The 18,901-nt window shown below is 70.5% G+C and carries 14 protein-coding genes and 3 tRNA genes; 10 read left to right on the forward strand and 7 right to left on the reverse strand.

Annotation, left to right across the window (positions count from 1 at the left end):
* Nucleotides 1-259 precede the first annotated feature (259 nt).
* Both ABZX40_RS17735 and ABZX40_RS17740 read left to right on the forward strand, forming a co-directional pair.
* Nucleotides 260-865 carry an NAD(P)H-dependent oxidoreductase gene (locus ABZX40_RS17735; RefSeq protein ID WP_355731657.1) on the forward strand — a complete coding sequence of 202 codons (606 nt, stop codon included), beginning with the start codon at nt 260-262 and terminating at the stop codon, nt 863-865.
* A gap of 159 nt (nt 866-1,024) precedes the next feature.
* A complete protein-coding gene (locus ABZX40_RS17740; protein ID WP_355731659.1) occupies nt 1,025-1,480 on the forward strand; it encodes a gamma-glutamylcyclotransferase family protein in 456 nt (151 codons plus the stop codon).
* A gap of 76 nt (nt 1,481-1,556) precedes the next feature.
* Here ABZX40_RS17740 and ABZX40_RS17745 read toward each other — a convergent pair whose 3' ends face one another.
* Nucleotides 1,557-2,237, reverse strand: a complete 681-nt coding sequence (locus tag ABZX40_RS17745) for an ElyC/SanA/YdcF family protein (protein ID WP_355731661.1) — start codon at nt 2,235-2,237, stop codon at nt 1,557-1,559.
* Nucleotides 2,238-2,448: 211 nt separating this feature from the next.
* Between ABZX40_RS17745 and ABZX40_RS17750 the strand changes: the two genes are divergently transcribed.
* From ABZX40_RS17750 to ABZX40_RS17770, 5 genes are all read left to right on the forward strand, one after another.
* Nucleotides 2,449-3,195 carry a sirohydrochlorin chelatase gene (locus ABZX40_RS17750; protein ID WP_355731663.1) on the forward strand — a complete coding sequence of 249 codons (747 nt, stop codon included), beginning with the start codon at nt 2,449-2,451 and terminating at the stop codon, nt 3,193-3,195.
* Nucleotides 3,196-3,398: 203 nt separating this feature from the next.
* Nucleotides 3,399-4,682, forward strand: coding sequence for a deoxyguanosinetriphosphate triphosphohydrolase (locus tag ABZX40_RS17755; RefSeq protein WP_355731665.1), 1,284 nt, complete (start codon nt 3,399-3,401; stop codon nt 4,680-4,682).
* A 192-nt stretch (nt 4,683-4,874) separates the two neighbouring features.
* Nucleotides 4,875-6,140 (forward strand): FAD-dependent oxidoreductase, encoded by a 1,266-nt coding sequence (locus ABZX40_RS17760; protein ID WP_355731667.1) that lies wholly within the window; start codon nt 4,875-4,877, stop codon nt 6,138-6,140.
* 29 nt (nt 6,141-6,169) lie between these two features.
* Nucleotides 6,170-8,071 carry a DNA primase gene (dnaG, locus tag ABZX40_RS17765; protein WP_355731669.1) on the forward strand — a complete coding sequence of 634 codons (1,902 nt, stop codon included), beginning with the start codon at nt 6,170-6,172 and terminating at the stop codon, nt 8,069-8,071.
* A 187-nt stretch (nt 8,072-8,258) separates the two neighbouring features.
* Entirely contained in the window at nt 8,259-9,560 is a 1,302-nt protein-coding gene (locus ABZX40_RS17770; protein WP_355731671.1) for an RNA polymerase sigma factor, read from the forward strand.
* Nucleotides 9,561-9,654: 94 nt separating this feature from the next.
* Here ABZX40_RS17770 and ABZX40_RS17775 read toward each other — a convergent pair whose 3' ends face one another.
* The 4 genes from ABZX40_RS17775 to ABZX40_RS17790 form a co-directional block, all read right to left on the reverse strand.
* The gene (locus ABZX40_RS17775) at nt 9,655-11,583 is read right to left on the reverse strand and encodes an ABC transporter ATP-binding protein (protein WP_355731673.1); all 1,929 of its coding nucleotides are present in this window, start codon (nt 11,581-11,583) and stop codon (nt 9,655-9,657) included.
* Complete coding sequence (locus ABZX40_RS17780) at nt 11,583-13,316, reverse strand: ABC transporter ATP-binding protein (RefSeq protein WP_355731675.1); 1,734 nt, start codon at nt 13,314-13,316, stop codon at nt 11,583-11,585. Before ABZX40_RS17780 ends, ABZX40_RS17775 begins: the two co-directional genes overlap by 1 nt.
* A gap of 225 nt (nt 13,317-13,541) precedes the next feature.
* A complete protein-coding gene (locus ABZX40_RS17785) occupies nt 13,542-14,999 on the reverse strand; it encodes an FGGY family carbohydrate kinase (protein WP_355731677.1) in 1,458 nt (485 codons plus the stop codon).
* Between the two features lie 271 nt (nt 15,000-15,270).
* Nucleotides 15,271-15,576, reverse strand: a complete 306-nt coding sequence (locus tag ABZX40_RS17790; protein WP_355731679.1) for a YtxH domain-containing protein — start codon at nt 15,574-15,576, stop codon at nt 15,271-15,273.
* 155 nt (nt 15,577-15,731) lie between these two features.
* On the opposite strand from ABZX40_RS17790, the gene ABZX40_RS17795 reads away from it, so the two are divergent.
* From ABZX40_RS17795 to ABZX40_RS17805, 3 genes are all read left to right on the forward strand, one after another.
* Nucleotides 15,732-15,804: transfer RNA gene (locus tag ABZX40_RS17795), tRNA-Asn, on the forward strand.
* 5 nt (nt 15,805-15,809) lie between these two features.
* Nucleotides 15,810-15,882, forward strand: a tRNA-Asn gene (locus ABZX40_RS17800).
* 176 nt (nt 15,883-16,058) lie between these two features.
* A tRNA-Ile gene (locus ABZX40_RS17805) sits at nt 16,059-16,135 on the forward strand.
* Nucleotides 16,136-16,205: 70 nt separating this feature from the next.
* On the opposite strand, the gene ABZX40_RS17810 is transcribed toward ABZX40_RS17805, so the two are convergent.
* Complete coding sequence (locus ABZX40_RS17810; protein ID WP_355731681.1) at nt 16,206-17,777, reverse strand: site-specific integrase; 1,572 nt, start codon at nt 17,775-17,777, stop codon at nt 16,206-16,208.
* A 93-nt stretch (nt 17,778-17,870) separates the two neighbouring features.
* A complete protein-coding gene (locus ABZX40_RS17815) occupies nt 17,871-18,794 on the reverse strand; it encodes a helix-turn-helix domain-containing protein (RefSeq protein ID WP_355731683.1) in 924 nt (307 codons plus the stop codon).
* Between the last annotated feature and the right edge of the window lie 107 nt (nt 18,795-18,901).

Raw genomic sequence — 18,901 nt, forward strand, 5'->3', positions numbered from 1 at the left:
TGCCCCTTGAGGAAAAGGGCCCCGCGCCGGGCCCGCTTGTCGAGGAAGCGCCCGAACCGCGGTGAACGGGTGGCCGCGCGCCCCTCCCGCCCCCGGCCTCCGACGCGTTTCAGCAGGTCATGGGGGAGAGGGGGACCGCCACCGAGAAAGTCTCCGAAGGACACCCGGCAGGGGTGTGAATGGGTGACCGCCCCCGCGCCCCGCCCACCCCCTCACCCGGCTTGACCTCAACCAAAGTTGAGGTACCAGCCTGTCCCGCATGACCACCGAGAGCACCACCCCGCCCGCCGCGCCCGCTCCCCTCGATGTCGCGGTCGTCGTCGGCAGCAACCGGCACGGCCGCTTCGGCCCCGTCATCGCCGACTGGCTCCTGGACCGCGTCCGCGCCCACGACGGCCTCGTCCCGCACCTCGTGGACGTCGCCGAGATCCCGCTGCCCACGACCATGCAGCGCACCCCGCAGGCCACCGCCGCCCTCGCCGAGGTCACCCCCCGGCTCGCGGCGGCCGACGCCTTCGTCGTCCTCACCCCCGAGTACAACCACTCCTTCCCGGCCGGTCTGAAGAACCTGATCGACTGGCACTCCGGCGAATGGCGGGCCAAGCCCGTCGCCCTGGTCTCCTACGGCGGACGCTCCGGCGGTCTGCGCGCGGTCGAGCAACTCCGCCAGGTCTTCGCCGAACTGCACGCCGTCACCCTCCGCGACACCGTCTCCTTCCACAACGCCGGCGCCCTCTTCGACGACTCCGGCCGCCCCAAGGACCCGACCGGCCCCGACGCGAGCGCCAAGGTGATGCTCGACCAGCTCGTCTGGTGGGCCCACACCCTCCGCGAGGGCCGCGCCCGCCGCCCCTACGCCGGATGACCGGCACACCCGCGACGACCGTCACGCCCCGACGACCAGCACACCCCCGACGGCCAACTCACCCCTGACGGCCAACTCACCCCTGACGACCGGCACACCCCCGACGACCGGCACACCCCCGAGGTAGCTCGAACACACGGACGGGAGACAATCCCGTCCGTGACCCTCCCGCCAGTCCCGCCCCTTCCTCCCCTCCCACCCCTCCCCTTCTTCGTCTACGGCACCCTCCGCCCCGGCGAGGCCAACCACCACGCCTTCCTCAGCGGACGCACCCGCGCCGAACACCCCGCCCGACTGCCCGGCGCGGTCCTCTACGACGGCCCCGGCTACCCCTACGCCGTCCCGGCGCCCGGCGGAGTGGTGCACGGCGAGCTGATCACCGCCCGCCCCGACACCTACGCCGAACTGCTCCGCACCCTGGACGAGTTGGAGGAGTACGTCCCCGGCGACCCCCGCAGCCTCTACGAACGGGTCACCCGCGAGGTCGTCCAGGACCCGGACGGCACGCCCGTCCACGCCTGGGTGTATCTCGCCGCCCCGCGGATCGCCGCCGGACTGCGCACCCACGGCACCCTCATAGAGACCGGCGACTGGCGCACCCGCACCGCCCGCTGACCCCGCCGCCCCCTTCGAGGAGGCGACGGCCCTGCGGACGGCCCCGCGGACGCCCCCGCGAACGGCCCTCTCCGCCCTACTCCCCGCTCGCCAGCGCCTGCCGTACCCCCTCCTCGCGCGGCCCCAGGAACGCCGGATCGGGCCGCACCACCACATCCCACGCCGCCTTCCCGGCCGCGAGGATCTCCCGCACACCCCCGGAGTACGAGGGTCCGGGTCTGTAGTCGGGCACCCCGATGCCGTACCCCGACACCCCGGCCGCCTCGCACAGCGCCACCGCCCGGCGGATATGGAAGTCCTGACTGATCAGCACCGCCTCGTCCACCCCGAAGATCTCCTTGGCGCGCACGCACGAGTCCCAGGTGTCGAAGCCCGCGTAGTCACTCACGATCTGCCCGTCCGGAACGCCCAGCCGGGTCAGATAGGCGCGCATGGCGTCCGGCTCGTCGTACTCCTCCCGGCTGTTGTCACCCGTGACCAGCACGACTCTGATCTGTCCCGCCCGGTACAGCTCCGCCGCCGCGTCCAGCCGGTCCGCCAGATACCGCGACGGCTCGCCGTCCCAGCGCAGCCCGGCGCCGAAGACCACGGCGACATCCGTGCGCGGCACATCGGCGATCGTCCGCAACCGGTCACCGGTCGTCAGCCGCAGCCAGGTCGCCGGCAGCAGCGCCAGCACGCACATCGCCATCACGATCTGCGTCAGCCGCCGCTTCCCGGCCGTGCTCCTCGGTATCCGCGGACGCGCCCACCGCACGCGGCGAAGCCCCCTGGACCACCTCGACCCCACCCTCACTTCTCACCCCTCATCAGCCCCACATCCACCCGTCACCAGCGAAAACGTGTTCCAGACCCGTGAGAGTTCCCGCCCCTCCTCACACCAAGGGGTGAACCGCCGTGAAGCCACCGCAAACAGCCATGACGGGCCGGGCAACGGCCAGGCAACCTCGCCGCGTCACCATCGCCTCATGACCGCCCCGCCCGACCGTCCGGCCGCCCTCGTCCTGGTCGCCCACGGCAGCCGCGACCCCCGCGCCCTCACCACCGTCCACGCCCTCGCCGCCCAGGTCCGCGCCCTGCGCCCCGACCTCCCCGTCCACCTCGGCCACATCGAGCTGAACGCCCCGCTCCTCCCCGACACCCTCGCCACCCTGCCCGCCGACGAGGCGATCCTCGTCCCTCTCCTCCTCAGCCGCGGCTACCACGTCAAACGGGACATCCCGGACCTGGCGGCGACCACCCCCCTCCGCACCACCGTCGCCGCGCCCCTCGGCCCCCACCCCCTCCTCGCCGAGATCCTGCATACCCGGCTGACCGAGGCCGGCTGGCCGACCCGGCTGACGGACCGCGACCGCCGTACGACCGCCGTCGTCCTGGCCGCGGCGGGCTCCCGCGACCCCGAGGCCGCCCTCGACACCGCCCGCACCGCCCGTCTCCTCGCCACCCGCCTCGGCGTCCCCGTCCGCCCCGCCTACGCCTCCGCGGCCCACCCGACCGTCCTGGAGGCGATCAGCACCCTGCGCGCGGAGGGCCGCCCCCGCATCGCCGTGGCCTCGTACTTCACGTCCCCCGGCCGCTTCGCCACCCAGTGCGCCACGGAGCCCCCCTGGCTGGCGTCGTCCCCCCTGGGCCCCCACCCCTCCCTCCCCCACCTGATCCTCCACCGCTACACCCAGGCCACCTTCAAATCCCACATCCACACAGCGCCCCTTTAGGGGCGCGGGGAACTGCGCGATCAGCCACCCCCAACCCGCACCGGCAAGACAACAAAAACCCGCCACACGAGCCGCCCTCCAGGGGCGCGGGGAACTGCGCAACCAACCACCCCCAACCCGCACCGGCAAGACAACAAAACCCCGCCACACGAGCCGCCCCCCCAAACCCCACCCCCACCACTCCCTCCCCTACTGTCAACCCCATGGTCGACACCCCGGAAGCCACCCCCTACGAACCGTCGGCGACAACCCGCTGGGCACCGGAGCCCGACAAACGCCCCGGCCGTACCGCCTTCCAACGCGACCGCGCCCGCATCCTGCACTCCGCCGCGCTCCGCAGACTCGCCGGGAAGACCCAGGTCGTCACCCCCGGCGGCACCTCCCAGGCATGGGACCCCAGCCCCCGCACCCGCCTCACCCACTCCCTGGAGTGCGCCCAGGTCGGCCGGGAACTCGGCGCGGCCCTCGGCTGCGACCCCGACCTCGTGGAGGCCGCCTGCCTCTCCCACGACCTCGGCCACCCCCCCTTCGGCCACAACGGCGAACAAGCGCTCAACGAGTTCGCCGAGGACTGCGGCGGCTTCGAGGGCAACGCCCAGTCCCTGCGCCTCCTCACCCGCATCGAGCCCAAACGGTTCACCCCGGAGGGCTCCGTCGGCCTCAACCTCACCCGCGCCGCCCTGGACGCCGCCACCAAGTACCCGTGGCCGCGCGGAGCGCACCCCACCGACCCCGCCTCCCGCAAATTCGGTGTCTACGACGACGACCGCCCCGTCTTCGACTGGGTCCGCGAGGCCGCCCCCGGCACCCGCAGCTGCTTCGAGGCCCAGGTCATGGACTGGTCCGACGACGTGGCGTACTCCGTCCACGATGTCGAGGACGGGCTGCACGCCGGCCATATCGACCCCAACTGCCTGCACGCCGAACCCGAACGCCAGGCGGTCTTCGCGGTCGCCGTCGGCCGGTACGTCCCCGCCGGCACCGACCCGGCCGAACTCGCCGCCGCCCTGGACCGCCTCCTGGACGCCGAGTGGTGGCCGCACGGCTACGACGGCTCGGCGGTCGCCCAGGCCCGCCTCAAGGACGCCACCAGCCAGCTCATCGGCCGGTTCTGTCTGGCCGCCGAGGGCGCCACCAGAGCGGCGTACGGCGGGGGCCGCCTCACCCGGTACGGCGCCGAACTCGTCGTCCCGCGCGCCACCCGGATGGAGTGCGCGGTGCTCAAGGCCGTCGCCGACCGGTATGTGATGCAGCGTGACGAGCAGGCCCGGATCCGGGCCGATCAGCGGATCGTGGTCGCCGAACTCGCCGAGGCGCTCACCGCGCGCGCCCCCGACGGCCTGGACCCGCAGTTCCGCGCCCTGTTCGACACCGCCCCGGACGACCGGGCGCGCAAGCGGGTGATCGTGGACCAGATCGCCTCGCTCACCGACGCCTCCGCCCGCACCCTGCACCACCGCCTGACCGCCCCGCGCGCGGGGGCGTGACAGCGGGCGGCCAAAAGGCGTCAAAGGCACCCGGAAGGGACAGCAGAGGCACCCGGAAGAGACGCAGAGGCACTCGAAGGTGACCCTCCGTGGCCTGATCGGGTCACCCCCTCTTCCCCCATCACGCTGCGTGCGGGACGCTCGCCTATGGCGGCACTCTTCTGTGGCGGCATTTTTACGAGGAGGCATCAAGTGGTCGACGCGGATCAGACATTCGTCATCGTCGGAGGCGGACTCGCCGGGGCGAAGGCGGCCGAGACGCTCCGGGCGGAGGGTTTCAACGGGCGGGTGATACTGATCTGCGACGAACGCGACCACCCGTACGAGCGCCCGCCGCTGTCCAAGGGCTATCTGCTCGGCAAGGAGGAGCGCGACAGCGTCTTCGTCCACGAACCCGCCTGGTACGCCCGCCATGACATCGAGCTGCATCTCGGCCAGACGGTCGACCGGATCGACCGCGCGGCGAAGACCGTCCGCTTCGGCGACGACGGCACCCTCGTCCACTACGACAAGCTGCTGCTGGCCACCGGCTCCGAGCCGCGCCGCCTGGACATCCCCGGCACCGACCTGGCGGGCGTCCACCATCTGCGCCGCCTCCACCACGCCGAACGCCTCAAGGGCGTCCTGTCCTCCCTGGGCCGGGACAACGGGCACATCGTGATCGCCGGGGCCGGCTGGATCGGTCTGGAGGTCGCGGCGGCGGCCCGGGAGTACGGCGCCGAGGTCACCGTCGTCGAGTCCGCGCCGACCCCGCTGCACGGGGTGCTGGGCCCGGAGCTGGGCGCCCTCTTCGCCGAGCTGCACCGCTCCCGGGGGGTGCGGTTCCACTTCGGGGCGCGGCTCACCGAGATCGTCGGCCAGGACGGCCTGGTCCTGGCCGCCCGTACCGACGACGGCGAGGAGCACCCGGCGCACGACGTGCTCGCCGCGATCGGCGCCGCCCCTCGCACCGGTCTCGCCGAGTCGGCCGGTCTGGCGATCGCCGACCGCGCGGACGGCGGCGGCATCCTGGTGGACGAACAGCTGCGCACCTCCGACCCCGACATCTACGCCGCCGGTGATGTGGCCGCCTTCCCGCACGCCCTGTTCGGGGCCCGGGTCCGGGTGGAGCACTGGGCGAACGCCCTCAACGGCGGACCGGCCGCCGCGCGGTCGATGCTCGGCACGGACACCCCGTACGACCGGGTGCCGTACTTCTTCTCCGACCAGTACGACCTGGGCATGGAGTACAGCGGCTGGGCCCCGCCGGGGTCGTACGACCAGGTGGTGATCCGGGGGGACGCGGCGAAGCGGGAGTTCATCGCGTTCTGGCTGACGGAGGGGCGGGTGCTGGCCGGGATGAATGTGAACGTGTGGGATGTCACAGACCCGATCCAGCAGCTGATCCGCTCCGGGGCCCCGGTCAGCACGGACGATCTGGCGGACCCGCATATTCCGCTCGAAAACCTCGTCCCGTGAGTGTCGGTGCGCCCCCGTAGACTCTCCTCGTGGCTGGACGGATCAACGACGAGGACGTGAAGGCGGTTCGGGACACGGTCCCGATCGACGCCGTGGTGTCCGAGTACCTCCAGCTGAGGAACGCGGGCGGGGGCAATCTCAAGGGCCTCTGTCCGTTCCATGACGAGAAGTCGCCGTCCTTCCAGGTCAGCCCGAGCAAGGGACTCTTCCACTGCTTCGGCTGCCAGGAGGGCGGCGACACCATCACCTTCGTGATGAAGGTGGACCACCTCTCCTTCTCCGAGGCGGTCGAGCGCCTCGCCGCCCAGGCCGGCATCACCCTGCGCTACGAGGAGGGCGGCTACAACCCCTCCCATCAGCGCGGCGAGCGCATCCGCCTGGTCGAGGCCCACAAGATCGCCGCCGAGTGGTACGCGGAGCAGCTCGCCACCGGCCCCGAGGCCGAGACCGGCCGGGCCTTCCTCACCGAGCGCGGCTTCGACCACTTGGCCGCCGTCCACTTCGGCGTCGGCTACAGCCCCCAGGGCTGGGACCACCTCACGCGCTATCTGCGCGGCAAGGGCTTCACCGACAAGGAACTCCTGCTCTCCGGCATCGCCCAGGAGGGCCGCCGCGGCCCCATCGACCGCTTCCGGGGCCGTCTGATGTGGCCCATCCGGGACATCGCGGGCGATGTCGTCGGCTTCGGCGCCCGCAAGCTCTACGAGGCGGACACCGGCCCCAAGTACCTCAACACGCCCGAGACGGCGATCTACAAGAAGTCCCAGGTCCTGTACGGCATCGACCTCGCCAAGAAGGACATCGCCAAGTCCAGCCGCGCGGTCGTCGTCGAGGGCTACACGGACGTCATGGCCTGCCATCTCGCCGGGGTGACCACGGCCATCGCCACCTGCGGCACCGCCTTCGGCGGCGACCACATCAAGATCCTGCGCCGGCTGCTGATGGACAACGGCTCCGCGCGGGTCATCTTCACCTTCGACGGCGACGCCGCGGGCCAGAAGGCCGCCCTGCGCGCCTTCGAGGACGACCAGAAGTTCGCCGCCGAGACCTATATCGCCGTCGCCCCCGACGGCATGGACCCCTGCGATCTGCGGCTCGCCAAGGGCGACGACGCGGTGTCCGACCTGGTGGAACCCCGCACGCCGCTCTTCGAGTTCGCCCTGCGCCAGATCGTCGCCCGCTACGACCTCGACACCCCCGCCGGGCGCGCCGCCGCCCTGGACGAGGCCGCCCCGGTCGTCGCCCGCATCAAGAACAGCGGCGCCCAGCACGAGGTGGCCGTCCAGCTCGCCGGGCTCCTCGGCATCCTCGACACCCAGTTCGTCGTCAAGCGCGTCGGCCAGCTCGCCCGCTGGGCCCGCGACCGCGGCGGCCGGGGCCCCGCCTCCGCCCCCCCCCAGCAGCCGTACGCCATGACGGGCGCCGCCCCCGCCCACTCCGGCCCGGCGCTGACCCTGCGCAACCCGGTCTTCGCCACCGAGCGCGAACTGCTCAAGCTCGCCCTCCAGCGCCCCGAGCTGGTCTCCCCGGCGTTCGACGCGTACGGGGTCGACGAGTTCACCGCCCCGCCCTACGCGGCCGTCCGCCAGGCCGTGCAGGACGCGGGCGGCGCCGAGTGGGGCACCCAGGACCCGCAGGAGTATCTGATCCGCGTCCGCGAGGCGGCCCCCGACGACACCGTCCGCGCGATGGTCACGGAACTGGCGGTCGAGGCGATCATGCGCAAGAACGTGGACGAGGTGTACGCGGGCGAGCAGCTCGTCATGGTCCGCCGCAGAGCCGTCGACCGCCGTATCCAGGACGTCCAGTCCTCCCTGACCCGCCTCGGCACGGGCGGCGACGCGGCCCGCCTCGCCACCGTCCAGAACGAGCTGTGGATCCTCCAGCAGTACGGACAGGCCCTGCGCGTACAGGGCGCGGCAGCGCTCTAGCGACAGCCCTCGGGCGGCAGCCTTCCGGTGGCGGCCCTCGCGCCGGCCCTCCGACGACAGCGCCCTCGCGCCAGCCCTCTGGCGGGGCCGCCCGTCCCTCGCGTCACCGGCCGGTCACGGCCCGGACGCAAAAAGTCACCGCACGCCCCTCGTGGCGGCGATGTGTCGTACCCCACACTGGGAAGCGGTGCCTGAGTCCTCGGAGCGCGGCCGACCCGTCCCCCACGGGTCCCACACCCCCGCGGTTCCGCTCATCGCGTACGGGACGGACAGCGGCAAGGCCGTCGACTCCGCCCCCCAAGCAGCGCTGCCGCACGCCTCAGCAGCGATCATCCTGGAGGTCGCCCCCGTGCAGACCCAGACCCTCGTACAGAACGACAGCACCGCCACCGACGCCGGCCGGCCGGACCCGGAGACCGGCGTCCTGGTCGCCGTGCCACCGCAGCACCTGACCGAGGGCCACCCCGAGGCCACCGGTACGACACCGGACGCGGACGAACCGGACGGCCCGCCCCCCACGGCACTGGACGCCGTCGAGCCCGTCGAACCGGCCCGCCCCGCCCGCGCCGACACCAGCGGCCCCACCTCCGACCTCTTCCGCCAGTACCTCCGCGAGATCGGCCGTATCCCGCTGCTCACCGCCGCCGAGGAGGTCGACCTCGCCCGCCGGGTCGAGGCCGGACTGTTCGCCGAGGAGAAACTCGGCTCCACCCCCGCACTCGACAGCGAACTCGCCCTCGATCTCGACCGGCTCGTCGTCCTGGGCCGGATGGCCAAGCGCCGCCTCATCGAGTCCAACCTCCGCCTGGTCGTCTCGGTCGCCAAGCGGTACGTCGGACGCGGACTGACCATGCTCGACCTGGTCCAGGAGGGCAACCTCGGCCTGATCCGCGCGGTCGAGAAGTTCGACTACGCGCGCGGCTACAAGTTCTCCACCTACGCCACCTGGTGGATCCGCCAGGCCATGTCCCGCGCCCTCGCCGACCAGGCGCGCACGATACGGGTCCCCGTCCATGTGGTGGAGCTGATCAACCGCGTGGTCCGGGTCCAGCGCCGGATGCTCCAGGAACGGGGGTACGAGCCGACGGCGGAGGAGGTCGCGGCCCAGCTCGACCTGGCGCCGGAGCGGGTGGGCGAGGTCCTGCGGCTCGCCCAGGAACCGGTGTCGCTGCACGCGCCGGTCGGCGAGGAGGACGATGTCGCCCTCGGCGACCTCATCGAGGACGGCGACGCCGCGAGCCCGGTGGAGTCGGCGGCGTTCCTGCTGCTGCGGGAGCATCTGGAGGCGGTGCTGTCCACGCTGGGCGAGCGGGAGCGGAAGGTCGTCCAGCTCCGGTACGGGCTGGCGGACGGGCGTCCGCGCACGCTGGAGGAGATCGGCCGGATCTTCGGCGTGACGCGGGAACGGATCCGGCAGATCGAGTCCAAGACCCTCAACAAACTCCGCGATCACGCGTTCGCGGACCAGCTGAGGGGTTATCTGGACTGAGGGTTCGGTTTCGTCCGCGGGTGGGCGCTGGGGGTACCCCCGCTGCGGGAGGCACCCCGCTCGCGCGGGCAAGCGCCCACCCCCACCGGCACCCCTAATCCACCTCCGCCACCGCCTCCGCGAACTGCGCCCTGTACAGCCGCGCGTACGCGCCCCCCGCCTCCACCAGTTCCGTGTGCGCCCCCTGCTCCACGATCGACCCGTTCTCCATCACCAGGATCGTGTCCGCGTCCCGGATCGTCGACAGCCGGTGGGCGATCACGAACGACGTCCGCCCGTGCTGGAGCTTGGCCATCGCCTTCTGGATCAGCACCTCCGTGCGGGTGTCGACGGAGGACGTCGCCTCGTCCAGCACCAGGATCACCGGATCCGACAGAAACGCCCGCGCAATCGTGATCAGCTGCTTCTCACCCGCGCTGACCCCCGTCCCCTCGTCGTCGATCACCGTGTCGTACCCGTCCGGCAGCGTCCGTACGAACCGGTCGGCGTGGGCCGCCCGTGCCGCCTCCTCGATCTCCCCGCGGCTCACCTCGCGCGCGGCGCCATAGGCGATGTTCTCCGCGATCGTGCCGCCGAACAGCCAGGTGTCCTGGAGGACCATGCCGATCCCGGCCCGCAGCTCGTCCCGGGTCATCGCGGCGATATCGACCCCGTCGAGGGTGATCCGGCCGCCGGAGACGTCGTAGAACCGCATCAGCAGATTCACCAGCGTCGTCTTGCCCGCCCCCGTCGGGCCGACGATGGCGACCGTCTGGCCGGGTTCCACCGTCAGGGACAGCTCCTCGATCAGCGGATGGTCGGGGTCGTAGCGGAAGGAGACGGACTCCAGGGCCACCCGCCCGCGCAGTTCCTCCGGCCGCGCCCCCGGCTTCGGGTCCGCGGACTGCTCCCCGGCGTCGAGGAGTTCGAAGACCCGCTCGGCGGAGGCGACCCCGGACTGCACCAGGTTCGCCATCGACGCGACCTGGGTGAGCGGCATCGAGAACTGCCGGGAGTACTGGATGAACGCCTGGACGTCCCCGATGGACAGCGCGCCGGAGGCGACCCGCAGCCCGCCGACCACCGCGACCAGCACATAGTTCAGATTGGACACGAACATCATCAGCGGCTGCATGATCCCGCTGTTGAACTGCGCCCGGAACCCGGCCTCGTACAGCTCCTCGTTCTGCTCGGCGAACTGGGCCGCCGACTCGTCCTGACGGCCGAAGACCTTGACCAGGGTGTGCCCGGTGTACATCTCCTCGATATGGGCGTTGAGTTTTCCGGTGGTGCGCCACTGCGCCACGAAGTGCGGCTGGGACCGCTTGCCGACCCGGGTGGCGACGACGAACGACAGCGGCACGGTGACCAGCGCGACCAGTGCCAGGATCCAGGAGACGTAGAACATCATCACCAGCACGCCGATGATCGTCAGCACCGAGTTGATCAGCTGGCCCATGGACTGCTGGAGGGTCTGGCCGATGTTGTCGATGTCGTTCGTCGCCCGGGACAGCACCTCACCGCGCTGGCGCTTGTCGAAGTAGGACAGCGGCAGCCGGGACAGCTTGGTCTGCACGTCCTCGCGCATCCGGAACATCGTCCGGTTGACGGCCCGGTTGACCAGCCGGGTCGCCACCGCCATCAGCAGCCCGGCGATCAGGAACACCGCGAGCGCCAGCAGCAGCACCTGTCCGACGGCGGTGAAGTCGATGCCCTCGCCGGGGGTGAAGTCGGTGCCGGAGAGCATGTCGGCCATCCGGCCGTCACCGCGCTCGCGCATATCGGCGAGCATCTCCGCACGGCTGATCCCGGCCGGCATCTCCCGGCCGATGATCCCGGCGAAGACCAGGTCGGTGGCGTCCCCGAGGATCTTCGGCCCGATCACCGACAGACCCACGCTGATCACCACGCACAGCAGCAGCGCGTAGATCGTCAGCCGTTCCGGGCGGAACTGGCCGATGAGCCGTTTCGCCGAGTTCTTGAAGTCGAGCGAGCGGCTGTCGGGGCCGGTGCCGGCCATCATCCGCCCCGCGGGCCCGGCCATCAGGCAGCCTCCGCTTCCGTGAGCTGGGAGAGCACGATCTCCCGGTAGGTCTCATTGCCGGCCATCAGCTCCTCGTGCCGCCCGGCGCCGACGATCCGGCCCTCGTCCAGGACGACGATCCGGTCGGCGTCGCGGATGGTCGACACCCGCTGCGCGACGATCACCACCGTCGCGTCCGCGGTCTCCTCGGCCAGCGCGGCCCGCAGCGCGGCGTCGGTGGCGTAGTCGAGGGCGGAGAAGGAGTCGTCGAAGAGATAGATCTCCGGGCGCTGGACCAGCGTCCGGGCGATGGCGAGCCGCTGGCGCTGACCGCCGGAGACATTGGTGCCGCCCTGGGCGACGGGCGCGTTCAGCCCGCCCTCCAGCCGCTCCACGAACTCCTTCGCCTGCGCCACCCCGAGCGCGTGCCACAGCTCGTCATCCGTGGCGTCCGGATTGCCGTACCGCAGATTGGTGGCGACCGTCCCCGCGAAGAGATACGGCCGCTGCGGCACCAGCCCGACGGTCCGGGCGAGCAGCCGCGGCTCGATCTCCGTCACCTCCGTGCCGTCGACCAGCACCTGTCCGTCGGTGGCGTCGAACAGCCGGGGCACGAGACCGAGCAGCGTGGACTTGCCGCTGCCCGTCGAGCCGATCACCGCCGTGACCTCGCCGGGCCGGGCCACCAGATCGACGTTGCGCAGCACCGGCTCCTCGGCGCCCGGGTAGCGGAAGCCCGCCCCCCGGATCTCCAGATACCCGTGCCGGCGCAGCTCGGTGACCGGCGCGACCGGCGGCACCACACTCGACTCCGTCTCCAGGACCTCCTGGATCCGCTCGGCGCAGACCTCGGCCCGCGGCACCATCATGAACATGAAGGTGGCCATCATCACGGACATCACGATCTGCATCAGATAGGAGAGGAACGCCGTCAGATCCCCGATCTGCATCTCCCCGCCGTCGATCCGGTGCGCCCCGAACCACACCACCGCGATCGACGACACATTCACCACCGTCATCACGATCGGGAACATCAGCGCCAGCAGATTCCCGGACTTCAGCGATACATCGGTCAGCTCGGTGTTGGCCCGCCGGAACCGCTGCTGCTCGTACTCGTCGCGGACGAACGCCCGGATGACCCGGTTGCCGGTGATCTGCTCGCGCAGCACCCGGTTCACCGTGTCCAGGCGCACCTGCATCGACCGGAACAGCGGGCGCAGCGCCCGCACGATCAGCGTCACGCTGAGCCCGAGCACCGGGACGACGGCCACCAGCACCCCGGACAGCGGTACGTCCAGCCCGAGCGCCAGCACGATGCCGCCCACGCACATGATCGGCGCCGACACCATCAGCGTGAACGTCATCAGGGCCAGCATCTGGATCTGCTGGACGTCATTGGTGGTCCGGGTGATCAGCGAGGGCGCCCCGAAGTGCCCCAGCTCCCGGGAGGAGAACGACTGCACCCGGTCGAAGACGGCGGCCCGCACGTCCCGGCCGAGCGCCGCGGCGGTCCGGGCACCGTAGAAGACGGCCCCGATGTTGCAGACGACCTGGGCCAGGGAGATCCCGATCATCAGGGCGCCGTAGCCGATGATGTAGCCGGTGTCGCCGTTGACGACACCGTTGTCGATGATGTCGGCGTTGAGGGTGGGCAGATAGAGCGTGGCGCAGGTCTGGAGGAACTGGAGCAGCACCAGCAGGACGATGGGTTTTCGGTAGGGCCTGAGATAGGTCCGCAGAAGTCGTATGAGCACGCTGAGGTCTCTCGGGTTCGGCGAGGTGAGTCAAGAAGCGGGGAGTGGGGAGCGAGGAGTGGGGGGAGTGGGGGGAACGGTGGGGGCGGTCGCCCCCTCGGCCCCCATCGTCGGACACTCCACCGGCGTTACCTCAACCGAATTAAGCCGCCGGTGGTGCCCGCAGCGGCTGTCCGGGCCCCTTACTACCGGACTCTTACATTCCGAGACCCGTGCCGGAACCCGTCACACCCGGAATGCACCCGGATGAGTCTGCTCCCGTACCGCCACGAACTGCTGGCGCACCGCCTGCCCCACCGCCAGCTCGTCCCCCGGATCGAGCACCTGGGCCGCCGGTGCCCCCTGCCAGCCCGGCGGAGTGCGCGCGTCCAGCGTGCCCTGCGACACCCCGAGCGCCCAGGCCGCCTGCCGCGCGGCCCCGATCGCCCCGTAGTCGGCCGGCTGCACCACCACGACCTGCGCCCCGAACAGCGCCGGCGCCGCCGCCTGCACGGCCGGCAGCCCGGCCGCCGACCCCAGCAGAAACACCCGCCGTACGTCCACCCCGCGGCCGCGCAGCACATCCAGCGCGTCCGCGAGCCCGCACAGCATCCCCTCGAACGCGGCCCGCGCGAAGTGCTCCGGCTTCATCGACTCCCGCCGCAGCCCGGCCAGGGTGCCCGCGGTGTGCGGCAGACTCGGCGTCCGCTCACCCTCCAGATACGGCAGCAGCACCAGCCCGTGGGCCCCTGGCGTCGACTTCATCGCCAGCGCGGACAGCCCCTCCAGATCCCCGACCCCGAGCAGCTCGGCGGCCCCGCGCAGCGTCCGTACGGCATTCAGCGTCGTCACGACCGGCAAATGCATCCCCGTCGCATCCGCCAGCGACGTGATCATCCCGCTCGGATCCTGGAGCGCCTCGGGATGCACCGCCATCACCGACCCGGACGCCCCCAGCGACACCACGGCGTCCCCGACGCCGAGCCCCAGCCCGAGCGCGGCGGCCATGGTCTCGCCGGTCCCGGCGGAGATCAGCAGCCCCTCCGGCGTCGTACCGGCCGCGTCGGCCGGACCGATCACCTCCGGGAGCATCGCCTGATGCCCGAGCGCCAGCTCCACCAGATCCGGCCGGTACGCCCCGGCCGCCGCCGACCAGTACCCGGTGCCCGAGGCCCCGCCCCGGTCGGTCGTCCGCCGCACCGGCCGCCCCAGCAACTGCCACACCAGCCAGTCGTGCGCCTGCATCAGGACGGCGGCCCGCCGGGCGTTCTCCGGCTCGCTCCGGCTGAGCCAGCGCAGCTTGGTCACCGGGTGCGCCGCCTGCGGCACACACCCCACGGCATGCGCCCACGCCTCCCGCCCCCCGAGCGCGTCCACCAGATCGGCGGCGGCGACCTGCGCCCGCTTGTCCCCACCGACCAGCGCGGGCCGTACGGTGTTGCCCTGCGCGTCCAGCGGGATCAGCGCGTTCTGCTGCGCGGACACCCCGATGGCCTGCACGCCCTCCAGCAGCCCACCCCCGGCCGCCTCGCCCAGCGACAGCAGCCATGCCTGTGGATCGACATCACTGGGCCGGACCCCGCCCGACCCCTCGGGCAAGGGGTGCGGCGCGAACCCGGTACGCAGCACGGAACCGCTGTCCGCGTCACAGACGACGATACGAGTGGAATCGGGTGAGCTGTCCAGCCCGGCGACTATCCCCATGCCCTTGATTTTGCCGTATGAGAGGGGTGATCCCGTCCGGGAGGCGGGTGGGGGTTGGGGGAGGGGGCATGGGCGGGGCCGGAGGAGGGGTCGTGGCCGGGCTGCCGGAGGGGCGCGGTCGGGGTGCGGTCGGACCCCTATTTCTGCGTGGACTGCGTGCCGATCACCACGGCCACGCAGCACGGAGACAAGAGAAGACAAGAGAAGACAAGAGAGGTACGACCGCCACCACCACCGCCACCACTGATACCGCCGGTGATGCCGCCGGGCACTACGTGTTGCTGGTCCCCCAGTCGTCCTCCGCGCCCGCGCCGGCGGTGCGCTCCCGCAACGAGCGGACCCGGTCGGCCACCGAGTCGGGCATACGGTCGCCCACCTTCTCGCTCACTGCGTGGTACGCCTTGCCCGCGAACTCGCGCCCCTGCTGCGCGGCGGTCTCGGCGGTGTTGCGCACGGCCGGGTTCTCGGCGATCTGCCGGGCGGACTTCTTCAGCTGCTCGTAGCGCTCGCGTCCGGCCCTGGTGCCCAGCACGTAACCCACCGCGAGTCCGGCGACGAACATGAGCTTGTAGCGCACGGCGTCCACCCTTTCTTGACGTGTCCAGCAGTCGGCGTCGGGCCCGGGGGAACCGATTGGCGGAGCACCCCCCTGCTTGCGCTAATGTATGTGTCGCAGCGAGCCCACGCCCCCTGGCGAATACCCAGGTAGGTACGTTCGATGCAACGAGGCATTCCTCCGTAGCTCAATTGGCAGAGCAGCCGGCTGTTAACCGGCAGGTTACTGGTTCGAGTCCAGTCGGGGGAGCTCGGTCCTCCGTAGCTCAATTGGCAGAGCAGCCGGCTGTTAACCGGCAGGTTACTGGTTCGAGTCCAGTCGGGGGAGCCTGGTGAACGAGGGCCCCAGAGGGGTCCTTTTTCATGTCCGGCGGAACCGTTCGCGGCGGCACGGAGTCCTCAGGTCATGAACGCCGTGGGAAGCCGACCATCTGGAGCAGGAGATCGTATGAGCGGCTATGCTGCGGCAGACGGCGCGCACAAATGTGCGCGACACGCCGCTATGGGGCGGTAGCTCAGCCGGTTAGAGCAGCGGACTCATAATCCGTCGGCCGTGGGTTCGAGTCCCACCCGCCCCACCAGCGTGCTGCGAGGGAGAACCGTTTCCACCAGCGATCGAGCGTCCCAACTGGTTTAGACCGGGCGGGACGCTCACTCGTTTCCGGGCGTCTGCGTGAGCGATGCGTGAGCGGGGGTCCCCGCGTCCAACGGCCGCCGGGCGCGCGGCACGACTGTCTCAGCGTTCCTCGCCACCTCCTGGTCGACCTGGGGGAGCAGGCTGGTGTACGTGTCGCCCGCGAGCTGGATGGTGCCGTGCCGCAGCGTCTCCTTGATGGTCTGGAGATCGCCGCCGCCCGCGTGGATGAGTGTCGCCGCGACGTGCCGCAGATCCCTCAGATTGATGGGCGGGAGGTCCGCCTCCCGGTACAGCCGGCGGAAGACGTCCGACACCTTCTCCGGGTGCAGCCACGCCCCGTCCTCGTCGGCGAACACCTTCCCGGTGTCCTGCCACGGCAGGCCCTTGTCCACGCGCTCCTGACGCTCGGCCTGTTGACGCACCCGGTGGTCCGCGAGGACTTGCAGGGCCGCCGGACCGAGCGCGATCGTTGCCGCGCTGTCCTCCGTCTTAGGGTCGCTCTCCACGGGCGTCCATCCGTCCTGGATGATCGTCTTGGAGACGGTGAGCTGAGCCTTGGCGAAGTCGATCCCGGTCCATGCCTGCCCGACGGCCTCGCCGCGGCGCAGGCCCCGGAACGCGATCAGGTGGAACAGCGCGTAGAGCCGGTCCGACTCGGCATGGTCGAGGAACTGCCCGACCTGGACCGGCGTCCACACCATCACGCCTGACGGCTTCTCACCGGTCTCCCGCCACCGCTGGACGTGCTCGTCCGTCCACAGGACCGCCTTGGGCCGCTTGCCCGACGCCAGCTCGACGTGCGCGGCCGGGTTGAAGGTGAGCAGCTGCCGGGAGATCGCCGCGTTGAGTGCGGCCCGCAGGGTCGCGCGTATCCGCTGCTGGGTCGCCGCCCCGGTGGTCCGCCGGTACGGGGGCATCGCGTCGAGCTTCTCCCGCTCGGCGGCGAGCCGGACCCGCTCCGACTCCGGCGGCCGGGACCGCTTGCCCCACGTCGCCCGCCGCTGCTGCTCGCGCCGCTGCTGGTTCTCCGCCTCGATCGTCTCGTTCTCGGTGTCGATGGCGTCGAAGAACTCCACCAGGTGCGCGATGTTCAGGCGGTCGAGGAGGATGTGCCCGATGCCGGGCTTCAGATGAACCCGTATGTGGGAGCTGTAGCCGTTGAGGGTGGACTTCTTCCGCTTCTTCGACTCCCACCACTCGTCCAGCCAGTCGCCGACGGTCAGCTTCGACGTGAGGGGCTGGCCGGCGCGGAAGCGGCGCCGGGTCTCGATGAGGTCGGGCAGGGGAGCAGTCTTGCTCTTGCTGACGCCTTCGAGGAGGTCGCCGATCTTCGTCTGTGCTTCGGTGTCGTCGCCGTCGGCGAGGGCGAGGAGCGCACGGACGGCGTCGAGGGCCTCCTGCGCCCTCTTGGCGTTGTCGTAGCCGGAGCGGGAAAAGGAGCGGCGGGTGCTGTCACCGCGTGGCGGCAGCTCCTGGCGTACGGCGTACACGCCGTGCCGCTTGCTCGACAGTTGCGGGCATGCCTTGCCGAGTGCCTTGCCGTTGCTGTCGCGGCAGTAGCAGCGGCGATACGTTGAGCCCTTCATGTAAATCTCCTCAAATCAGATCCATCTCGCTCTGCCCAGCCTCGGTTGTTTCGAGGCGGTCGTCTTGGACTGGAAGCCGGGAGCTGGCAGTGCTCATTGACCGGATTCAGGGAACTCACGTTCTGGTCCTCCAGAGTCCTTCCATTCTCGGTAGCCCTTCATGGCCTCGCCGATGTGGTCTTTTTCTCCGCGCTCCTCATTGAACAAGCGAACCAGAGGCTCAGACGGCACACCCAGGGAATTTGCCATCAATTCAATATAGACCGGAGCATGCATGAAAGCGCCAGGAAAATTGAAGTCATCTGCTTCAATCATCTGAATCATTCTGACGGGCACCCGTGACGCCTCGGAGAGAGCCTCAACAGTCATCCCCCCTGCAAGGCGTGCATCGCAGAGCTTCGCTCCGACCGTGTTGCGCTCACCCTCAGGGTCGATGATTAGGGCGCTCCACCCCAGGTCGGGGCGCGTTGGGTCGGTAATCTTCTCGCCCTGTTGCTCCAGTTCCCTCAGGAAGCGAACCACCTCCGCAGGGCCGTGCCCCGGAGAGAGCATGTCCATAAGAAGGTTGTCTACGGCCTCTTTGTAGCGCTCAATTGCCGCTTCACTTGAGTTCCATCTGTAGGCAAGGTCCGCGAAACTCATGGCCAGTTTCTTGTATTGCAGTGCTTCAGCAATAACTGGAATTAGGATTCTTGCCTTTGGGTCGCTTACCTCTTCAGGATCGCGCAGTCGAAGCATGCGTTCATGGTTTCCCTCAACTGCATAAAACGGACCACCGCCCGTCAAGATGTTCTCGAAGCTGCCCATCGCGAACTGCAAGGCTTTCTCTACTCGAAGATAGCCGGGCGACATCTTGCCGCGTGCTGGCACCCGACCTCGCTCGTAATTCCCGATGGTGTTTTCCGATACGTCGGCCGCCTCTGCGAGTTGCTTCTGATCCATGCCCAACTCCTTGCGGCGCCCAGCGATCCACTCGCCAAGTTCCGCCCACGGGTCAGGGGCTCTCGTTGTGGCCACAGGTTCAACCTTCTCCGTTGCTTGCCGTCAGTGGCCAACAGCATCCATAACGTTGCAGCCGTCGGCAAGTGCACCCTTGCCGTGGCGGGGTCACTTCGGCCACAACG

The sequence above is a fragment of the Streptomyces sp. NPDC004610 genome (assembly GCF_040609715.1).
In the GTDB taxonomy this organism is placed as follows: domain Bacteria; phylum Actinomycetota; class Actinomycetes; order Streptomycetales; family Streptomycetaceae; genus Streptomyces.

What these genes read in the sequence shown, in the direction of transcription:
- ABZX40_RS17775 (WP_355731673.1), bottom strand. Translation starts at nt 11,583, where the DNA reads ATGGCCGGGCCCGCGGGGCGGATGATGGCCGGCACCGGCCCCGACAGC.
- ABZX40_RS17735 (WP_355731657.1), top strand. Translation starts at nt 260, where the DNA reads ATGACCACCGAGAGCACCACCCCGCCCGCCGCGCCCGCTCCCCTCGAT.
- ABZX40_RS17755 (WP_355731665.1), top strand. Translation starts at nt 3,399, where the DNA reads ATGGTCGACACCCCGGAAGCCACCCCCTACGAACCGTCGGCGACAACC.
- ABZX40_RS17785 (WP_355731677.1), bottom strand. Translation starts at nt 14,999, where the DNA reads ATGGGGATAGTCGCCGGGCTGGACAGCTCACCCGATTCCACTCGTATC.
- ABZX40_RS17810 (WP_355731681.1), bottom strand. Translation starts at nt 17,777, where the DNA reads ATGAAGGGCTCAACGTATCGCCGCTGCTACTGCCGCGACAGCAACGGC.
- ABZX40_RS17750 (WP_355731663.1), top strand. Translation starts at nt 2,449, where the DNA reads ATGACCGCCCCGCCCGACCGTCCGGCCGCCCTCGTCCTGGTCGCCCAC.